Below are 18,010 nucleotides of genomic sequence, written 5' to 3' on the forward strand. Positions count from 1 at the left end.
GCTTCTTTATTGCTTTTAATCTTTTTAATCTTTTTTATTTCGGCTCACCGAGCCAGGCCACCAGAACTTCTCACCCAGCAACTGGACCACCGACGGGATGAGCAGCGTGCGGACGATCAAGGTGTCCAGCAGCACGCCGACGAAGATCACCACGCCAAGCTGCGCCAACACCACCAGCGGGAGCACACCCAGCGCAGCGAACACCGCGGCCAAGAGGATACCCGCCGAGGTGATCACGCCACCCGTGGAGGTCAGCGCGCGCAGCACGCCTTCCTTTGTGCCCACCCGCCGCGCTTCCTCGCGCGTTCGAGTGATGAGGAAGATGGTGTAATCCACGCCCAAGGCCACGAGGAAGACGAATGCATACAGCGGAGTCGTGTCCGCGAAGGCCTTGAACCCAAACACGCCCGTGGAGATCCACCAACCGATGCCCAGTGCGGAGATGTTCGTCAGCAGCACCGTGGCCACCATGATCAACGGCGCCAGCAGCGAGCGCAGCAGCACGGCCAGCGCCACGAACACCAGTCCCAACACCAGCGGGAAGATCACCAGGCGGTCATGCGCCGAGGATGTTTCCGCATCGATGAGCTGAGCATCCTGCCCACCCACGTAGGTATCGCGGATCACCTGGCCACCGGGCATATTGCCGTCCTTGCCCTCACCCGCAAAGATGTGCCGCAGCTCCTCCACACTCAGACCGGACACACGCATGCTCGTCCACGTGCCGCCAGCGGCACCATCGATCTCGCCGTTCGGCACGGTAATCTGCTGGCCCTCGTTGACGGCGCTCTGCACCGCGCGCTCAGACAGCCCGTTATCCCGCAGCGCCGTCTCCACCTGCTTCGGGTTGAGCGTCATCACCGTAGCCGGCGTGGCATCCTGGTCCGGGAATGCTTGCTCCAGCAGCGGAGCGGTAGCGATGGACTCCGGGGTATCAATGAACTGATCAGATTGGTTCAAGCCCGTGCGCATCTGCGTGGCACCAATGCAGGCCAGGCCCAACACCAGCAAGGACACAATCGTGATCGGCAGCGGCTTCGCCTTCACGAAGCCACCAATGCGATCCCAGAACTTGTGCTCCACGGCGGTGCCGACCTGTGGGCGTCGAGGCCAGAAAATCCACCGGCCGAACAGCACCATGGCACCGGGAAGGACAAACGCACCGAAGAACAGCGCCACCAACACACCCACGACGGCGGCCAAGCCCAGGCCGCGAGTGGTCGGCACGGCAGATAGCAGCAGGCAGGCCACGCCGAGCACCACGGTGGAGGCAGAGGCGGTGATCGTCTTCACCGTCGGCCACCACGCCGCAGCCATGGCAGCGAAACGGCTGTCATGTTCATGCAGCTCATCGCGATAACGACTGATGAGCAGCAACGCGTAGTTCGTGCCCGCGCCGAAGACCAGCACGGACAAGATGCCGGAGGTGGACTCGTTCCACGGCACGTCCACCGCGCTCAACACGTACGTGAACAGCACCGCCGCCAAACGGTCAGCAAGCGCGATGACCAGCAGGGGGATTAGCCACAACACCGGCGAGCGGTACGTGATGATGAGTAGCACCGCCACGATGATGGCCGTCACGCTGAGCAGCAGGAAATTGGCATTCTTGAACACATTCGCCAGATCGGCCTGGACAGCCGCCGGACCCGTGACCTTCGCGACGATGCCCTCCGGCAAGCCCTCGTTGGCCTTCTCCCGCAGCTCAGTGACCTTCTCCGCGTTCTGTGTGGAGGAATCGGACGTGATGTTGATGAAACTCAGCGCCGCCGTGCCCTGGTCGTTCGGGATCAGCGGGCCGCCGAGCTGCTTGGCCTTGTCGCGCAGCATTCCCAAGTTCTGGCCCACGGCCTTGGCTTGCGGGCTGTCCGCGCCATCGGGGGCGGTGAACAGCACGAGGGCACTATCGGCGGCCGGGTCCTCGCTGCGCTGCTGCAGCTGGGCGACCACGGTGGATTCCGCGCCGTCGGGGAGGGTGGCAGTCTGATCCTTGGGCTGGGCCATAGGGCCCATCCCGATGAGTGCTCCGGCCAGGAGGATGAGCGCAAGCGTCACCCATCTACTCAACTTGGCTGCTTTTTCTGTGCGCATAGGTGGCCCCTCGGTGTCTTCTGTGGTTGTGGTGGTCGGTGGCGGTCGGTTGCGGTCAGCGGTAATCGGTGTTGGTTGTGGTGTGTGGCGACTGTTCAACGGTGTTCGGCCACGTGAATCTGTGCCCAGCACAACGGTCGGCGGATGGTGAGTCCTGAGGCAAACGTGTGGTGACCCTGAGCGTTCTTCACAAAAACGATAACCCGAAGCACACAGATCGGTGAAACTAGTTAGCATTGCACAGTATGGGAATGGAAGGAAAGGATCGCCCCTTCGTGGGTTCGCGGCTGCGGCAACTGCGCCACGAACGCGGCATTTCCCAAGCTCGGCTCGCTGAGGTACTGGGATTATCCGCGTCCTACGTCAACCAGATCGAACACGATGGGCGCCCGCTGACGGTCTCGGTGCTCAAGAAGATCACCAACACTTTCGGGGTTGATCCCACCTTCTTCGCGGACCAGGATTCCACCCGCCTACTGGCGGAGGTGCAGGATGTCACGCTCGATTCCGAGCTGCTGTCCGAACCCGTGGATGTCACCGAATTGGCGGAGTTGGTGAAGAACCACCCCACCCTCGCCCGCGCGTTCGTGGACATGCACTCGCGCTATCGCAACATCTCGGACAAGCTCTCCCTGCTCACCGAGGAGCGCATGCAGGGTTCGGCGATCATGTCCATCACCCCGCGCGGCGAGATCTTCGGCCGCGCGTCCGGCCCCGAAGCCTTTTCCATGCCGCACGAGGAAGTCCGCGACTACTTCTACGCCCGCCAGAACTACGTGGATGTCCTCGACGTCCAGGCCGAGCACGTAGCCGCCGAGCTAGCAATCGGCACCCAGCAGATCCACCACACCGAACAGATCATCGGCGAGCACCTCGCCAACGCCCACGGCGTGACTGTGCAGTATTCCCGCGACCTCGGCGACACGCAGCACCGCTTCGATGTGCAGGCCAAAACCCTCTACGTGTCCTCGAAGATGCGCCCGGGGCAGATCGCGTTCCGCATGGCCACGGAGCTGGCTTATCTCGAGGCCGGCGACACCATCGATTCCCTCGTGGAGCTCGGCCACTTCCAGTCTGACGAGACGAAGGCCCTGGCCTCCCGCGGCCTCGCCACGTATTGGGCCGCCGCGCTGCTCCTCCCCTACGAACAGTTCCACGCCTCGGCGGAAAATTCCCGCTATGACCTGGAGTTTCTCATGCGCGAGTACGGCGTGGGGTACGAAACCGTCTGCCATCGCCTCTCCACCCTGCAGCGGCCGAGCCTGCGTGGCGTTCCGTGGACGTTCGTGCGCGTGGACCGGGCGGGCAACATGTCCAAGCGTCAGTCCGCATCGGGCCTGCACCTTTCCAACTCCGGTGGCACGTGCCCGCTGTGGAATGTGTACGAGACGTTCAGCTACCCCGGCAAAATCATGCGCCAGATCGCGGAGATGCCCGATGGGCGCACGTACCTGTGGATCGCCCGCACCGTCAATCACCACCGCGCGGCGTGGGGCCAGCCGGGCAAGATGTTCGCCATCGGACTGGGCTGCGAGCTGCGGCATGCCTCCCGCACGGTGTATTCCGACGGTCTGGATATCGCGGATACGTCGGCGGCCGTGCCCATCGGTTCCGGTTGCCGCTTGTGCCCTCGCGCGCAGTGCCCGCAGCGCGCCTTCCCGGCGATCCACCGCCCGTTGAGCATTGATCCGCACCGGTCGACGGTGTCGCCGTACTAGATCGTCCGTCGCAGGTTTCTTGTTTTTTCGACGCCACCAGGCCTAAGACTCGTCGAACAGACCCGTGATCTGTCGGCGCCGCAATTCGCGGCGGTTGTACGTGGCTTCGCGCACCGATTCGTCGGTGTCGAAGCTGGAACCCAGCGCGCCGCCGAGGGTTCCCAGCGAGGCCGAGAACCAGGCGAGCTTGAGGTAATCAATGAAGCTGATGTGGGCATGGACTTTGTTTTCGAAGAACTGGATGGGAACCACCGCCCCGGAGACCAGCAGCATCGTGAGAAACAGCAGCGCATACACGCCTGTGGCGGAGATCAGCACGGTTGCCGCGGTGGCCAGGTTGTCCATCCGGGCGCGCCACGCGGCCACGCTATCCAGGCTCTTCTTGTACGAGCGGCTGTTCCACAGACCGTTTTTGTAGATGAGCCAGAAGGTCAGCAGGCTGATGGACAGGACGGTGATCATGACCTGCCGCCACGTGGCGATGAGGTACGACATTTCCCACACGGAGCCGTAGAAGATGCCGAACCCACCGGTGGCCACGCCCGTGGCGAGGCAGCTGGAGAGGACCTTAACGAGCTGGCCAGGGCGGTTCGCCCGCGTCATTCCCAGCAGCAGGCGCAGTGTGCGCCCCCGGCCTTCGAGAACTCGGGTGGTGTCGGCTTCAACATCGCCACCCTCGATGTCTTCCACGCCGCGTTCTTTGGTTCCTGCCCCTGCGGACTTGCCGCACACGAGGCGGGACATTTCTTGGCGCAGCCCGTCTTTGGCGCGCAGGAAGCCGAAGGCGGGGAGGCACAGCATGGTGGCGCGCCCGCACTCCACGGTTTGGGAGATGACGGGTCGCCGGGTGGTTAGGGGCAGGTCGGTGACGTACACCAGTCTGTCCCAACCGTAGTCGCGGAGGATGCCCGCAGCGCTGTCGGCGAGGCGCACGCTTCCGCTGTCATCCATGGGCAGCGTTCCGGTGCGGAATTCAATGCTGGGGGTTTCGCCGGATATGTGATGTTCGGCGGCCTTCTCCAGGTCCGGGAGAAGGGATCGCACCCGTGCTTCTGGCAGTCCGCGGTCTGCCAGAAGACCAATCTTCTCAGGCAACGGTGTCTCTCTTGTCGCGCTACTAACGTCAGGCGGCGGTGCGGATCGCCTTCAACCTTTTTACAGGTTGATCATGTGTCCGCCGATGCCTTCCGCGGCTTCCTTCATTGCCTCGGAGAGCGTCGGGTGGGTGTGCACGTTACGTCCGATTTCCTCAGCAGTGAGGTCGAAGCGCTGCGCGAGAGTCAGCTCCGGCAGCAGTTCGGAGACGTCCGGGCCCACCATGTGTCCGCCCAGCAGTTCACCATACTCGGCGTCCGCCACGAGCTTGACGAAGCCCACCGCGTGGCCGAGACCCTGGGCCTTGCCGTTGGCGGAGTACGGGAAGGTGGCGACCTTCACCTCGCGGCCTTCCTCTTCTGCCTTCTTCTTGGCGGCTTCCTCGGTGTAGCCGAAGCTGGCCACCTGCGGGGAGCAGAAGGTTGCGCGGGGCATCATCATGTAGTCGCCCAGCAGCTCGGTTTCGGCACCGGCGATGACCTCAGCGGCCACCACGCCCTGTGCCTCGGCCACGTGGGCGAGCTGCAGCTTCGCGGTCACGTCACCGATGGCGTAGATGTGATCCACGTTGGTACGCATCTCGTCGTCAATGTCGATGGCTCCGCGCTCGGTCAGCTTCACGCCGGTCTTGTCCAGGCCGAAGCCTTCCACGCGCGGGGCGAAACCGATGGAAACCATCACGCGGTCTGCCTTGAGGGTTTCGTTCTTCTTGCCGTCGGCGGACTCGATGTCCACCTCCACGCCCTTGCCCTCGCCGAGGTCGCGAACCTCGGTGGTCTTGTGACCGAGCTTGAGCTTCACACCCAGCTTCTTGTACTGCTTGGCGATTTCCTTGGAGACGTCCTTGTCCTCGTTGGGCAGAACGCGGTCCATGAACTCGACCACAGTGACGTCCACGCCGAAGTTGGACAGCACGTAGGCAAACTCCATGCCGATGGCGCCGGCACCGATGATGACCATGGAGTCCGGCTTGTTTTCGTCGAGGATCTGCTCTTCGTAGGAGACGATGTTGCCACCGATCTCCACGCCAGGCAGCGACTTCACCACGGAGCCGGTGGCGATGATGCAGTTGTCGAAGGTGAGGGTCTTACCTTCGTCGTCGCCGTCCGTGATCTCCAGGGTGTGGTCATCGACGAAGGTGCCGAGGCCGTTGATCTCCTGAATCTTGTTCTTCTTCATCAGGTAGTGCACGCCCTTGACGATCCCCTCGGAGACCTTGCGGGAGCGCTGGTGCGCCACGCCGAAGTCCATGGAGATGTTGTCACCGGTGATGCCGTAGAACTTGGCTTCCTTGGTGATGGTGTGTGCCAGTTCCGCGTTGCGGATCAGCGCCTTGGACGGGATGCAGCCCACGTTGAGGCACACGCCGCCCCAGTACTGCTTTTCCACAACTGCTACTTTGAGGCCCAGCTGAGCAGCGCGAATTGCCGCCACATATCCGCCGGGGCCTGCTCCGAGTACTACGAGGTCATAATTTTCTTTAGCCACAGTGTCCAAGGATACGTGTTTCTGGCTGGTTTTTCTTCCCCCGTGGTAACTATTCGCTCTCCCCCGCGCGGGCGTTCCTCATTTATTGCGTTTATTGCGTTGTTATCTCGACGCCACCCCACGCCTCCCCAACCCTCACACCTCCGATCGGAGTTCCCAGAGGGAGAGCCGCTCGGGGCTGCGCGGTTCAGGTGGCGGGTGGCGAAGCGGACCATCTGAAGCGGACGATCTACTGCGGGAGGATCGTGCTGAGGTAGTAGCCCACCGTGGAGGCCACGGTGAGGATGGCGTGGCTGGCGGAGCCCAGAGCATAGGTGAGGGCGAGGATGATGGAATCTGGAGACATGAGGGGCCTTTCTAGAGTGAAGGTCGAGGAAAAATTGCTGTGATGCCTAGGCAGTACAGTATGCGACACTGTATTGTCTGCAAGGAATACTACTGTGACACAGCGATACGTGTGGTGTGCAGTAGCGACGTTTTGAGATCACCCCTCACGAGAAAGCTATTCCATGAAAAAAGGTGTCATCCGGGCAGTTGCAGCTACCCTGGCCGCCCTCGCTCCCGCAGTAGCGACCGTGGCCGTCTCCCCCGCGGCGCAGGCTGAACCGGGTCAGGCTGACCAGGCGGTAACCCCCGCTACGATCCACTTCGGCAAGACCCCGAACCTCGACCCGAATAAGGCGTCGTGGCGCTTCGCGTTGGGTCAGTACCAGCAGGCTGGTTTCGACAACATCGAAGAGGCCTACGCTTACTCACCGTCCATGGACCGATACGTGCCGCTGGTCGTCATCCGTCCGCTGGATAAGGCCAAGCGAGCCAATGCTCCCACGCTGTACCTCCTCAATGGTGCAGACGGCGGCGAGGGCGGCGCGAACTGGCTCATGCAGACCGACGTTGTCGAGTACCTCGGTGGCTTGGACGATCCCTCCAAGAGCCTGCGTGCTAAGGCTGGCCTGCGAGATCCTTCCCCGGGCATCGGCGCCAACATCGTCATCCCCATGTCCGGTGCGTTTTCCTACTACTCCGACTGGGTGAACGAGGCCCCGCAGCTGGGTGGCAAGCAGATGTGGGAGACCTTCCTCACTAAGGAACTCCCCGCTCCGCTGGAATCTGCTCTGGGTTCCAACGGCAAGCGTGCCCTGGCGGGCATGTCGATGTCCGGCACTACCTCCCTGCTCTACGCCGAGCACAACCCCGGCTTCTACAATGCGCTCGGCTCGTTCTCTGGGTGCGCTGCCACCACCACCGGTGCTGCACCGTTGTTCGTGAACATCACGCTCAACCGCGCGAACTCCAACATGAACGAGATGTGGGGCGGCCCGCAGTCCGAGGTGGCTCGCTACAACGATGCCCTCATCAACGCGGACAAGCTGCGTGACACGGAAAACATCTACGTGTCCAATGGTTCCGGTTGGCCCGGTGAGCACGACCTTCCCTCCGACCCGCGCGTGGATGGCAACCTGCTGACCTCCGCCCGAGTCATGGTGGAAGGTGGTGCCATCGAAACCGCCACGAACACGTGCACCCACGATCTGGAAGCCAAGACTCGGGCTCTGGACATCCCCGTGACGTACAACTTCCGCCCCCAGGGCACCCACCAGTGGGGTTACTGGCAGGATGACCTGCGCGACTTCTGGCCTATCGTCACCAAGGGCCTCGGCACCAACGTGCCGCGCCCTGCCGAGCCGCACTCTCAGCCGGCCACCGGCAACATCTTCGGCTCGCAGCAGTAGCCACCCCGCAGCTAGCCACCCGCCAGCCCTCGGTTCTCATTTGGGTGCCCGGGGCTGCCAGCGGGTAGGGTGCCTTGTGTGACTTTTCCCCGCCCTTGCCGCAGTACACCCATCGATGGCGCTATCGATTCCTACACCGGAATCGCCTACAACCTGGGCTTTCACGTACTGCATTACGATTTGGATCTCGACTACAACGTTGAGCCCAATCATCTGAAGGCAACTGCCACCATCTCGGTGGAAAATTACCTCCCCCTGAAAACCCTCACGCTCGACTTGGCGAATAACCTCGCTGTCAACCGCGTGAGCATCACCGGTTACGGGGAGGCCAGTCTCGCGGATACCCTCACGATCCGCCGTTTCCGCCACTCTGGCAACAAACTCACCATCACTTTCCGCGAGGAAATCCCCGCCGATCTCACCTTTGACGTGCGGATTTCCTACGCCGGCTATCCCCGCCCGCTGCGCTCCAAGTGGGGCGAGGTCGGCTGGGAGGAGACGGACACCGGCTCGGTCGTCGCCGGCCAACTCAACGGCGCACCCAGCTGGTTCCCCTGCGACGACACCCCGGACGAGAAGGCCACGTACCGCATCGCCATCACCGCACACCGCGATGTCACTGCGGTGGCCACGGGCCTGCTGACCTCCACGACGTCCTCTGGCAACACCATCACCCGCGTCTTCGAGGTCGATTACCCCATGGCCACCTATTTGGCGGCTGTGTATGTGGGACCGTATGAGCGTCGAGAATGGCCGAAGGCCCAGGTGGGGCGCAAGGAGGTACCGGTCATCGGGTGGGTGCCTGTCGGCGACGCCCACGCCAAGCGCGTCCGGGACAACATCGATCGGGACTTCAAGGATCAAACCGCCATGGTGGAGGCCTTTTCCGAGATGTTCGGCCCCTACCCCTTCCCCGAGTATTCCGTGGTGGTCACCAACGAGGTGATGGAGATTCCGCTGGAGGCGCAAGCGCTGTCCATGTTCGGCAGCAACCACGCCAACGGTCGGGGCACCTGGGAACGCCTCATCGCCCACGAGTTGTCGCACCAGTGGTTCGGCAACTCTGTGGGACTGGTGGAATGGCGAGACATCTGGCTCAATGAGGGCTTCGCCTGCTACGCGGAATGGCTGTGGTTCGAGCGCTCCCGCGGCATCCCAGCGGCCACACATGCCCGCTCGCACTACGATGTGCTGCGCATCAAGCCGCAAGACCTCGTGCTCGCCGAGCCGGGTGGGCAAGAAATGTTCGATGACCGCGTGTACAAGCGCGGCGCACTGACCGTGCACGCGCTGCGCTGTTTGCTGGGCGATGCGGCGTTTTTCGAGCTGCTCCACACATGGACGTCCACGTTCCGGATGGGGTTGGTGGAAACGCGCGACCTGGAGAACCTGGTTCAACACATCACCCAGGCGCTGCCACATGTGAGCAGCGCGGATGTCACGGCCCTGTTCGACGCATGGGTCCGGGGAGCTGAGCTACCCGAATTCCCTGTGCCGGCAGCAGGTGCGGCAGACGCAGCGGGCGCAGCGGGCGCTATCCCCACCGCCGCTCTGCCGGCCGGACCCAACGCCCCCGACGTCGACGCAGGAGGGCGCTGACCCATGCGCGCGATGACCTACGCCACCGTATTCGTGGCCGCCGCCGGTTACCTGGTGATCTGGGTAGCCTCGAAGGCTTTGCCGAAGGCGGGCTACGAAGACTTCATGGTGTACTGGTCCATGTTCTTCGCGCTCACGGGCGTGCTCGATGGCCTCATGCAGGAGACCGCCCGCGCCGTCACGACCCGGCGCGAACTCGGCGGCCCGGCCGTTCCCCACACCCGCACCGCCGCGCCGTTCCGGATCAGCGCGATCGTCGCTGCGGTCATCGCCATCATCATGGCCGCCACCGGCCCGCTGTGGGTGGATCAGATCGTGCCGAGCATGCCGGGCTGGGGCGTCGGACTCATGGCCATTGGCCTGGCGAGTTACACCTTCCAGGCGGTGGTGTGCGGACTGCTCTCCGCAGCGAATGCGTGGGGTGTGTTCGCGTGGCTCATCGCCATCGATTCCGGCGTGCGCCTCGTCCTCGCCGCCGTGGCGTGGGCGGTAGGCTGGCACGTCCTGGCCTTCCTTATCGTCACCGTCCTCGGTGCGCTCACATGGTTGTTCATCCTCCTGGTCAGCGGCCAGGCCCGCGAGCTGCTCCCCGAACGCGCGGACGTGGCTACCAACGCGTTTCTCAGCCGCGCTGGCAAGGCCATGATCGCCGCTGGCGCCAACGCCATTCTCATCACCGGCTTCACGGTGCTCCTGCGCTACACGTCGGCCTCGGATGTTCCGCCCGGTGCTCTCGCCGCCACCATCACCGCGGTCACGCTCACGCGTGCGCCCATCCTCGTTCCCCTGCAACGCTTCCAACCTGCGCTGATCGTGCACTTCACGAAGCATCGCAACCACGTCCTCCGCGCCGCAGCCCTGCCGATTGGCGCGGTCGCGGGTGTGGCGGTTGTCGGTGGCCTGGCCGCATGGGCCATCGCCGCACCGCTCATGGGAATCTTTTTCGACGCCGACCTCATCGCTCCCCCCGCAACCCTCGGGTTGCTCACGGTGGCCTCGGGTGCCACGGCCATCCTCATGATCAGCGGTTCCGCAGCGCTCGCTGCAGACCGGCACAATCTCTACACGACAGGGTGGCTGGTGGCCACAGCGGTGACCATCGGCATTCTTACCATCAACGCCTCCGCCGATACCCGCGCCATCCTGGCGCTGGGCATCGGGCCGCTGGTCGGCGCCGTCGTACAGCTCGGGCTCCTCTCGTTCCTGCCCACCCCGGATTATGCTGGCACTGGATCCGACAGGTCCGACAGGCTCGATAGGCCCGACACCCCCGCAGACACCACGTCCTTCCCTGATAAGGTCTAGCCTCTTTCACCATGACTTCCCAGCCCTCCCATTCTTCCCATGATGCGCCACCGGCCGACTCTGTGGACGTTCTCATGACCGTCTACCACCGCATCGACCCCAGCGACCTCACGTGGGCTTTGGCCAGCATCCACCAGCAAACCCTCCAACCAGCACACACCGTGATCGTCCTCGACGGCCCGGTGGGTGAGAAGCTTCGGGGTGTCGTCGAGCAGTACAAGAAGCTGCATGACACGACCGTGATCGTGGAGTTGCCAGAGAATCAGGGCAGCGCCATCGCATCGAACGCGGGGCTGGAACACTGCGCGAGCACCTGGGTGGCGCGGCTGGACGCCGACGATATCGCGCGCCCCGACCGGCTGGAAAAACAGCTCGATTACCTGCGCGAACACCCGGAGATCGACGCACTGGGAACCGCGTTGGCGGAGTTCACCGACCACGACCTACCGGTCGCCGCGCCGGGAGACTTCACGGTGGATCTCGGAGCGGTAGCAACGATAGCCCACTCCACCCGGGCGCTGCCGGAGACAAACGAGGAGATCCACAAGGCGGTGGCCTGGAATTCCCCGATCAATCACCCCGCCTCCATCCTGCGCACCAGCGCGCTGCGCGAACTCGGCGGCTACCGGCACGTACCATTCATGGAGGACTACGACCTCTGGGCGCGGTTGGTGGCCGGTGGCTACACGCTGCATAACCTGCCGGAAGGGCTCACCTACTTCCGCACGTCGGAGGCAATGTTCGACCGCCGGACGGGCACAGACATGTGGCGCGCAGAGAAGCAGATGCAGGCCAACCTGTTTCATTACGGGCTGATTAGCCGACCACGGGCTATATTTAACCTGTTATTCCGTAGTCTGTACCGATCTCTGCCGCGCCCCATGCTGCGGTTGGTCTATCGCGTACTATTCCAGCGCTGACTTTTCGTCCGTTTCGTTCAGGCAGTGCAGACGATTTCGAGGAGAGCACAAGCCGGCTATGGCACACCCTCACACTTCCGCCAGCGACGTTGCACCGCGCAACGATCGCAGCGCTGGCGGCTCTAGCAGCGCTGGAAGCCCTAGCGGCTCGAGCGCTCGTGACTCGGTCGACAGCAGGGACAATAAGGACAACCGGGACGTCTGGCTGATCATCCCCTGCTACAACGAAGGCACTGTCATCGGGGATGTGATCCGCAACGCCCTGCGCACCTTCCCCAACATCGTGGCCGTCAATGACGGCTCGGCTGACGACTCCGCCGAGCAGATCCACGCCGCTGGTGCACACCTAGTCAATCACCCCGTGAACTTGGGGCAGGGCGCTGCCCTGCAGACAGGTGTGGAATACGCCCGCAGCCAGCCGGGAGCCCAGTACTTCGTCACTTTCGACGCCGACGGCCAGCACCAAGTCAAGGACGTGCTCACGATGCTGGGACGGATGCGCACCGAAGAGGTGGACATCATCACGGGTACCCGTTTCGGCGGGCAGGACAACTCGCAGGTTCCGTGGCTCAAGCGCCTCGTGCTGCAGACCGTGGTGCTGCTCTCCCCGAAGACTCGGAAGCTCGGGCTGTCCGACGCCCACAACGGCCTGCGCGTGTTCAACAAGCGCGTGGCCGATGAGTTGAACCTGCGGATGAACGGCATGAGCCACGCCAGCGAGTTCGTAACCCTCATGGCAACCAAGGGTTGGCGCGTGAGCGAGGAGCCCGTGGACATTCTCTACACCGAATACTCCATGTCCAAGGGCCAAAGCCTGCTCAACGGTGTGAACATCCTGGCCGACGGATTCGTTGCGAGGAAGCTGCCATGACCGGAACCACCATGCTCATCCAAACCCTGCTGCTGCTGGCAGTACTGGGGTTGGCCCTCTATTTCCTCTCCAACCGCAAGAAGGCTCGCGCCAAGGCGGGCGTGAAGATCGGCTTCGTGCTGTTCATCATCCTCTCGGTGTGGACGGTGCTGCGGCCGGACGATCTCACAGTGGTCGCGCGCTGGCTCGGCGTATCCCGTGGCACGGACTTGCTGCTGTACATGCTGGTGGTGGGGTTTGTGTTCACCACGATGTCCACGTACATGCGCCTGCGTGAGCAGGAGCTGCGGTACGCCCGCTTGGCGCGCGCTATTGCACTGCAGAATGCGGTGCCGCCGGAGCAGAACACAGCACAGCAGAACACAGCACAGCCGGACAATGATAGTGATTCCGCTAGTGTGGAGTCTTCCCCCTCTCCGCACGACAATCGGTAACACTAGGTGAGCGTCCACTACGGTCGCCCCGAGCCCGGCCCTAGGTCCGATCCGAAGTCCGATCCGAGGTCACAGAGAGACAAGTAGAGAAAGGTAGATGCCCATGCGCGCAATCGTCACAGGCGGTGCCGGATTCATCGGCTCTCATCTGGTCGACAAACTCATCGATCGCGGCGATGAGGTCACCATCGTGGATAACTTCAGCCACGGCAAGCGCACGAACATCAACCCCAAGGCCACGGTGATCGACGCCGACATTCGCACCGCCGACCTTGATTCGATCGTGTCGAAGGCCTCTCCGGAGGTCATCTTCCACCTGGCGGCGCAGATCGACGTGCGCAGCTCGGTCGAGGACCCTATTAACGACGCCACCCTCAACATCCTCTCCACCATTCGGCTCGCGGAAGCCGCACGCCGGCACGGCGTGCGCAAGATTGTGCACACCTCCAGTGGCGGAGCCATCTACGGCCGGCCCGAGCTCCCTGTCAGCGAGAAGGTGGTTCCGGAGCCAGAATCGCCTTACGCGGCGTCGAAATATGCGGGAGAAATCTACCTGAACGTGTACCGGCGCCTGTATGGGTTGGAGTGCTCATTCATTGCACCAGCCAATGTCTACGGGCCGCGGCAGGATCCGCACGGCGAGGCCGGCGTGGTGGCGATCTTCAGCCAGCACCTACTGCAGGGCAAGCCCACCAAGGTGTTCGGTGAGGGTTCTAACACCCGCGACTACGTGTACGTGGGGGACGTAGTGGATGCGTTCATTGCGGCGTCCGGCGACAAAGGCAACGGGCTGCGGTTCAACGTGGGAACCGGCAAGGAGACCACCGACCGGGAGCTGCACTCGCTCGTGGCAGCTGCCGCGGGGGCTGATGACGACCCTGAGTTCGCCCCGGCGCGCCTGGGAGATGTGCCGCGCTCGGCACTGGACGCGTCCCTGGCCCGCGAGGTACTGGGCTGGTCCCCGCAGGTCAGCCTGGAAGAAGGTATCCGGCGGACAGTGGAGTTCTTCCGGTAGGGCTATCTGCCACTGGGCTCACGGACCGCGCTAGGCCTCGGCAGGGGCGGGGATGAACTTCTTCGACGTGATCGTAACGACCACCAAGGCCAGAGCGGCCATGACGGCGCCGAAGCCGAGCATGATCGGGTAGGTGAACCACTCGCTCAGGCGGGTGAGGATCATCGGGAAGAAGAAGCCGATGTAGGTGAAGGCGTAGAACACTGCGGTCAGACCGCCGAGGTCATCGGGGCCTGCGATGCGTTGCACCTCCGTGAGGCCGGTGATGAGGCAAATGCCGTAGGCGGTGCCGAGCAGAACTGCGACCACGATGGTGCCCGCGATGGATCCGACCTTGGCCGTCCACGCTGCGATGATCATGCCGATGATCACGATGACCAGGCCTACCTGCTGGGCACGGGAGTTGTTGGGCCGGATGTACCAGTGGGATACCTGTTGGATGGAGAATCCGAGCGCCAGCGCCAGGGCGGTGACGAGAGCGGAGAACGCAATCGGCGTCGAAGACTCAGACTGAGCCAGGCTGGGCATGATCGCGTAGGCCACGCCCGCACAACCAAAGACCCAGGGGGCAATGGGAAGCACGGCGAAGATGAACCGCGGGTTCCACATCGACGGCACACGCAGGTCAGTCCAGAACGATCCGCGCACTTTGAGGTGAGCAGACTGGCGCGTTTCGGGGATGCGGGAGAGACCCACGAGCGCGGCGATGGACAGGAGGATGTGGACGATGTACGTGATCTGGCCGGGAGCGGGCAGCCACTGGGCGAGCACTCCTGCCAGTCCTGCGCCCGCACCGAAACCGAAGGTGAGGGACATGGTGGCGCGCTTGGCGCCGGAGTTTGGCTTGGCTGTGGGGTCGAAGTGAGTGGTGGACAGTTCCTTGATCCACGAGCCACCTGCGGTCATAGCCATGCCGATGGATAGGCCGGAGAGGACGCGCCCGATGAAGATGAGGGGCTCGTTGGTTTCGCCCAGGGCGATGAGGATACTGCCCACGAGGCCGACGACCGGTGCGGGGAGCATCACCACGCGGCGGCCGTAGCGGTCGGAAAGCGGGCCGGAGAGCAACAGGGCAACTGCGATGCCTGCTGCGTAGCACGCCAGGAGGGCATCCACGAACACGCGGCTGAACACGTGTTCTTGGCGGTAAAACACCATCATGGGGGTGAACTCGTTGCCTCCCCATGCCACGGCGAGCACGGCAAAAGCTACGAGTTTCCATGCATTTTTATTCCTTGGCATAGTCACCAAGTGTATGCCTGTAGGTGGTGTGCGCGGTGGCGCGGGTCACGTTTATCGGATTCCGGGCGGCGCAGGAGCGGGATGGGACCGGCACTGATGGAGCCTCCAGTTCAGCTTTGTCACAGTTAGCTGAGAGTTACCTATGTCCCCTAGACAAAAGACATGAATTTATTATTAAAATTGTGCAGCACAGATCACAATTGAAGGTAAGGTTAAGTTATGTCACATAACACCACTTCTGGGAACGATGCACTCCAGCCCGAGGGCAACGCCACTAGCCCTGCTGCGGAAGATCCGCAGAACTCCGCTGGAAGCTCCACCGAGAACCCCATGCGTGGAGAAAACAGCGGTGAAGACCGCAGTGAAGAACGCGGAGACGACCGCAGACACGACAAGGGAGAAAACTCCACCCGACGCTTCTCGATCCGCCGCGCGAAGGATGCCCCCGCAACACTCAACGCCGCACCGGACGAGCTAGTAGCCGCCCACGTGACCGAGGATCTGAAGTCCGTCCTCGATGGCGAGTTCGTCGATGCTCGCAGCCGCATGCGCGAGCTGCTGGCCACGGGTAATTTCATCCCCCGCCCCGACTTCGACCTGGAGGAAGCTCGGGCGCACACCACCGATCAGCTCAGCAAGGTACTGGAAACCGGCCTGCCCCATGCCGCATTCCGCAAGGATCAGGGCGGCACGGGCGACACGGGCTACTGCCTGACCTCCATCGAGATGCTGGGGCACTCTGACTTGGGGCTCATGGTGAAGTCCGGCGTGCAATGGGGCCTGTTCGGCGGCGCTGTGGGCAACCTCGGTTCCGAGCGGCACGAGCAGATGGTCAAGGATCTCATCAACCTCGACGCCCTGGGCTGCTTCGCCATGACGGAGCGCGGTCACGGTTCCGATGTGCAAAACCTCGAAACCACAGCCACCTACGATCCGGAGACCCAGGAGTTCATCATCAACTCCCCCACGGCCTCGTCGGAGAAGTGGTACATCGGCAACGCCGCCCGCGATGGTCGCTGGGCTGCGGTGTTCGCGCAGCTGTTCGTTCCCGGGGACGAGGAATCGAAGGGTGTGCACTGCCTGCTGGTTCGCATCCGCGAGGACGACGGTTCCGCCGTTGAGGGTGTCCACCTCGGAGATCATGGCTACAAGGGCGGGCTTAAAGGCGTCGACAACGGAACGCTGAGCTTCAACAACGTCCGCATCCCGCGTGAGGGCCTGCTCAACCGCTTCGCCGATGTCGATGAGCAGGGCAACTACTCCTCCGATATCGACAACCCGAACCGCCGCTTCTTCACCATGCTGGGCGCGCTCGTGCGCGGTCGCGTGACCGTGGGAGCGGCTGCAGGCGCTGCCGCCCGCACCGCGCTGGATATCGGCGCCACGTACGCGAACCTGCGCCGCCAGTTCGCACCGGATGATTCCCTGCCGGAGAAGCGGCTCATCGAGCACCGCTGGCACCGCCTGCGCCTCATCCCGCGAATCGCCCGCAGCTATGGCCTACAGTTCGCCACGAACCACCTGATCTCCCGCGTGCACGAGCTCGATCAGCTGGGCCTGAACCCGGCCGTGTTCACCAAGGAGCAGCAGGCCGACCAGCGTGAGGTCGAGGCCCACGCCGCCGCACTGAAGGCTGCGAACACTGCCCACGCCACCGACACCATTCAGGACATGCGCGAAGCCTGCGGCGGCGCCGGGTACATGGCGGAGAACTTGCTCACCACACTCAAGGCCGATTCGGATGTGTTCACCACCTTCGAGGGCGACAACGTGGTGATGATGCAGCTCGCCGCCAAGGAGCTCATGACCGGCTTCGCCAAGGAGCTCGGCGGCCTCAAGCCGATGGAGATGGTCCGCTTCGGCCTGGATAGCTTCGGTACCCTGCTGCGCCGCCGCACCGCCGCCGATGCAATTCTGCAGAACCTCGTGGATACATTCAGCGACAGCGATGACGCATCCCTGTTCGACCCTGCCTACCAGCTCGAGCTGCTCACTGAGCGCGAGGATCGCATGATGTTGTCGCTCGCTCGCCGCCTACGCGCGGCTCGCAAGCTGGGTGTGGAGGAAGCAGCCAAGGTCGTGGACAAGGCCCAGGACCACCTGCTCGCTGTGGGTTGGGCGCACGTGGATCGCATCATCTTCGAGGCCTTCGTGGATGCCGAATCCCGCCTGGAGTCGGAGGAAGGGAGCCAGGTTCTGGAGCAGATCCGCGACGTCTTCTTCCTCAGCTGCATCGTAGATAACGCCTCGTGGTACTTGGAACAGAACCTGCTTTCCGGCACGCGCACGAAGGCTGCCCGCGCGGCGCTCAACGATCTGTGCGATTCGCTGGGTCCATGGTCGCAGGTGCTAGTGGATGCGTTCGGCATCCCGAGCACGATCACGAATGTCACGATGATGGAGTCCTACGAGGACATGACCCCCAAGTGGGTCTCTGACCCTTCCGCGTCTGAGCAAGCACGCTCCGAGGCGCAGCGGTAGGAGTTTTCGAGACGATAC

The 18,010-nt window shown here is 63.2% G+C and carries 13 protein-coding genes; 9 read left to right on the forward strand and 4 right to left on the reverse strand.

Features of this window, described 5'->3' with window-relative positions; translation table 11 throughout:
* Positions 1 to 24: 24 nt before the first annotated feature.
* A complete protein-coding gene (locus LA343_RS00995) occupies positions 25 to 2,004 on the reverse strand; it encodes an MMPL family transporter (RefSeq protein ID WP_224209182.1) in 1,980 nt (659 codons plus the stop codon).
* 332 nt (positions 2,005 to 2,336) lie between these two features.
* On the opposite strand from LA343_RS00995, the gene ramB reads away from it, so the two are divergent.
* Complete coding sequence (gene ramB / locus LA343_RS01000; RefSeq protein WP_039910993.1) at positions 2,337 to 3,809, forward strand: acetate metabolism transcriptional regulator RamB; 1,473 nt, start codon at positions 2,337 to 2,339, stop codon at positions 3,807 to 3,809.
* Positions 3,810 to 3,851: 42 nt separating this feature from the next.
* Here ramB and LA343_RS01005 read toward each other — a convergent pair whose 3' ends face one another.
* Both LA343_RS01005 and lpdA read right to left on the reverse strand, forming a co-directional pair.
* The gene (locus LA343_RS01005; protein ID WP_224209183.1) at positions 3,852 to 4,853 is read right to left on the reverse strand and encodes a hypothetical protein; all 1,002 of its coding nucleotides are present in this window, start codon (positions 4,851 to 4,853) and stop codon (positions 3,852 to 3,854) included.
* Positions 4,854 to 4,964: 111 nt separating this feature from the next.
* Positions 4,965 to 6,392, reverse strand: coding sequence for a dihydrolipoyl dehydrogenase (gene lpdA / locus LA343_RS01010; protein WP_025403704.1), 1,428 nt, complete (start codon positions 6,390 to 6,392; stop codon positions 4,965 to 4,967).
* A gap of 509 nt (positions 6,393 to 6,901) precedes the next feature.
* Between lpdA and LA343_RS01015 the strand changes: the two genes are divergently transcribed.
* From LA343_RS01015 to LA343_RS01045, 7 genes are all read left to right on the forward strand, one after another.
* A complete protein-coding gene (locus LA343_RS01015) occupies positions 6,902 to 8,125 on the forward strand; it encodes an alpha/beta hydrolase (RefSeq protein WP_025403705.1) in 1,224 nt (407 codons plus the stop codon).
* Positions 8,126 to 8,203: 78 nt separating this feature from the next.
* Positions 8,204 to 9,724, forward strand: a complete 1,521-nt coding sequence (locus LA343_RS01020; RefSeq protein WP_025403706.1) for a M1 family metallopeptidase — start codon at positions 8,204 to 8,206, stop codon at positions 9,722 to 9,724.
* 3 nt (positions 9,725 to 9,727) lie between these two features.
* Positions 9,728 to 11,029: a hypothetical protein gene (locus LA343_RS01025; RefSeq protein ID WP_025403707.1), complete on the forward strand. Its 1,302-nt coding sequence runs from the start codon at positions 9,728 to 9,730 to the stop codon at positions 11,027 to 11,029.
* A gap of 11 nt (positions 11,030 to 11,040) precedes the next feature.
* Entirely contained in the window at positions 11,041 to 11,949 is a 909-nt protein-coding gene (locus LA343_RS01030; protein WP_081737369.1) for a glycosyltransferase, read from the forward strand.
* 58 nt (positions 11,950 to 12,007) lie between these two features.
* A complete protein-coding gene (locus tag LA343_RS01035) occupies positions 12,008 to 12,820 on the forward strand; it encodes a polyprenyl-phospho-N-acetylgalactosaminyl synthase PpgS (protein WP_025403709.1) in 813 nt (270 codons plus the stop codon).
* Positions 12,817 to 13,254 carry a DUF2304 domain-containing protein gene (locus LA343_RS01040; RefSeq protein WP_025403710.1) on the forward strand — a complete coding sequence of 146 codons (438 nt, stop codon included), beginning with the start codon at positions 12,817 to 12,819 and terminating at the stop codon, positions 13,252 to 13,254. Before LA343_RS01035 ends, LA343_RS01040 begins: the two co-directional genes overlap by 4 nt.
* A 103-nt stretch (positions 13,255 to 13,357) precedes the next feature.
* Positions 13,358 to 14,269, forward strand: coding sequence for an NAD-dependent epimerase/dehydratase family protein (locus LA343_RS01045; protein ID WP_025403711.1), 912 nt, complete (start codon positions 13,358 to 13,360; stop codon positions 14,267 to 14,269).
* A 30-nt stretch (positions 14,270 to 14,299) separates the two neighbouring features.
* Here the strand turns inward: LA343_RS01045 and LA343_RS01050 are convergent, their stop codons facing one another.
* Positions 14,300 to 15,511: an MFS transporter gene (locus tag LA343_RS01050; RefSeq protein ID WP_025403712.1), complete on the reverse strand. Its 1,212-nt coding sequence runs from the start codon at positions 15,509 to 15,511 to the stop codon at positions 14,300 to 14,302.
* Positions 15,512 to 15,730: 219 nt separating this feature from the next.
* Here LA343_RS01050 and LA343_RS01055 point away from each other — a divergent pair, with 219 nt between their 5' ends.
* Complete coding sequence (locus tag LA343_RS01055) at positions 15,731 to 17,992, forward strand: acyl-CoA dehydrogenase family protein (RefSeq protein WP_025403713.1); 2,262 nt, start codon at positions 15,731 to 15,733, stop codon at positions 17,990 to 17,992.
* Positions 17,993 to 18,010 lie beyond the last annotated feature (18 nt).

The organism is Corynebacterium falsenii, assembly GCF_020099275.1.
GTDB lineage: Bacteria > Actinomycetota > Actinomycetes > Mycobacteriales > Mycobacteriaceae > Corynebacterium > Corynebacterium falsenii.

Excerpts from the sequence above, each read along its gene's own strand:
- LA343_RS00995 (WP_224209182.1), bottom strand. The coding sequence starts at position 2,004 with ATGGCCCAGCCCAAGGATCAGACTGCCACCCTCCCCGACGGCGCGGAA.
- ramB (WP_039910993.1), top strand. The coding sequence starts at position 2,337 with ATGGGAATGGAAGGAAAGGATCGCCCCTTCGTGGGTTCGCGGCTGCGG.
- LA343_RS01015 (WP_025403705.1), top strand. The coding sequence starts at position 6,902 with ATGAAAAAAGGTGTCATCCGGGCAGTTGCAGCTACCCTGGCCGCCCTC.
- LA343_RS01025 (WP_025403707.1), top strand. The coding sequence starts at position 9,728 with ATGCGCGCGATGACCTACGCCACCGTATTCGTGGCCGCCGCCGGTTAC.
- LA343_RS01030 (WP_081737369.1), top strand. The coding sequence starts at position 11,041 with ATGACTTCCCAGCCCTCCCATTCTTCCCATGATGCGCCACCGGCCGAC.
- LA343_RS01035 (WP_025403709.1), top strand. The coding sequence starts at position 12,008 with ATGGCACACCCTCACACTTCCGCCAGCGACGTTGCACCGCGCAACGAT.
- LA343_RS01040 (WP_025403710.1), top strand. The coding sequence starts at position 12,817 with ATGACCGGAACCACCATGCTCATCCAAACCCTGCTGCTGCTGGCAGTA.
- LA343_RS01045 (WP_025403711.1), top strand. The coding sequence starts at position 13,358 with ATGCGCGCAATCGTCACAGGCGGTGCCGGATTCATCGGCTCTCATCTG.
- LA343_RS01050 (WP_025403712.1), bottom strand. The coding sequence starts at position 15,511 with ATGCCAAGGAATAAAAATGCATGGAAACTCGTAGCTTTTGCCGTGCTC.
- LA343_RS01055 (WP_025403713.1), top strand. The coding sequence starts at position 15,731 with ATGTCACATAACACCACTTCTGGGAACGATGCACTCCAGCCCGAGGGC.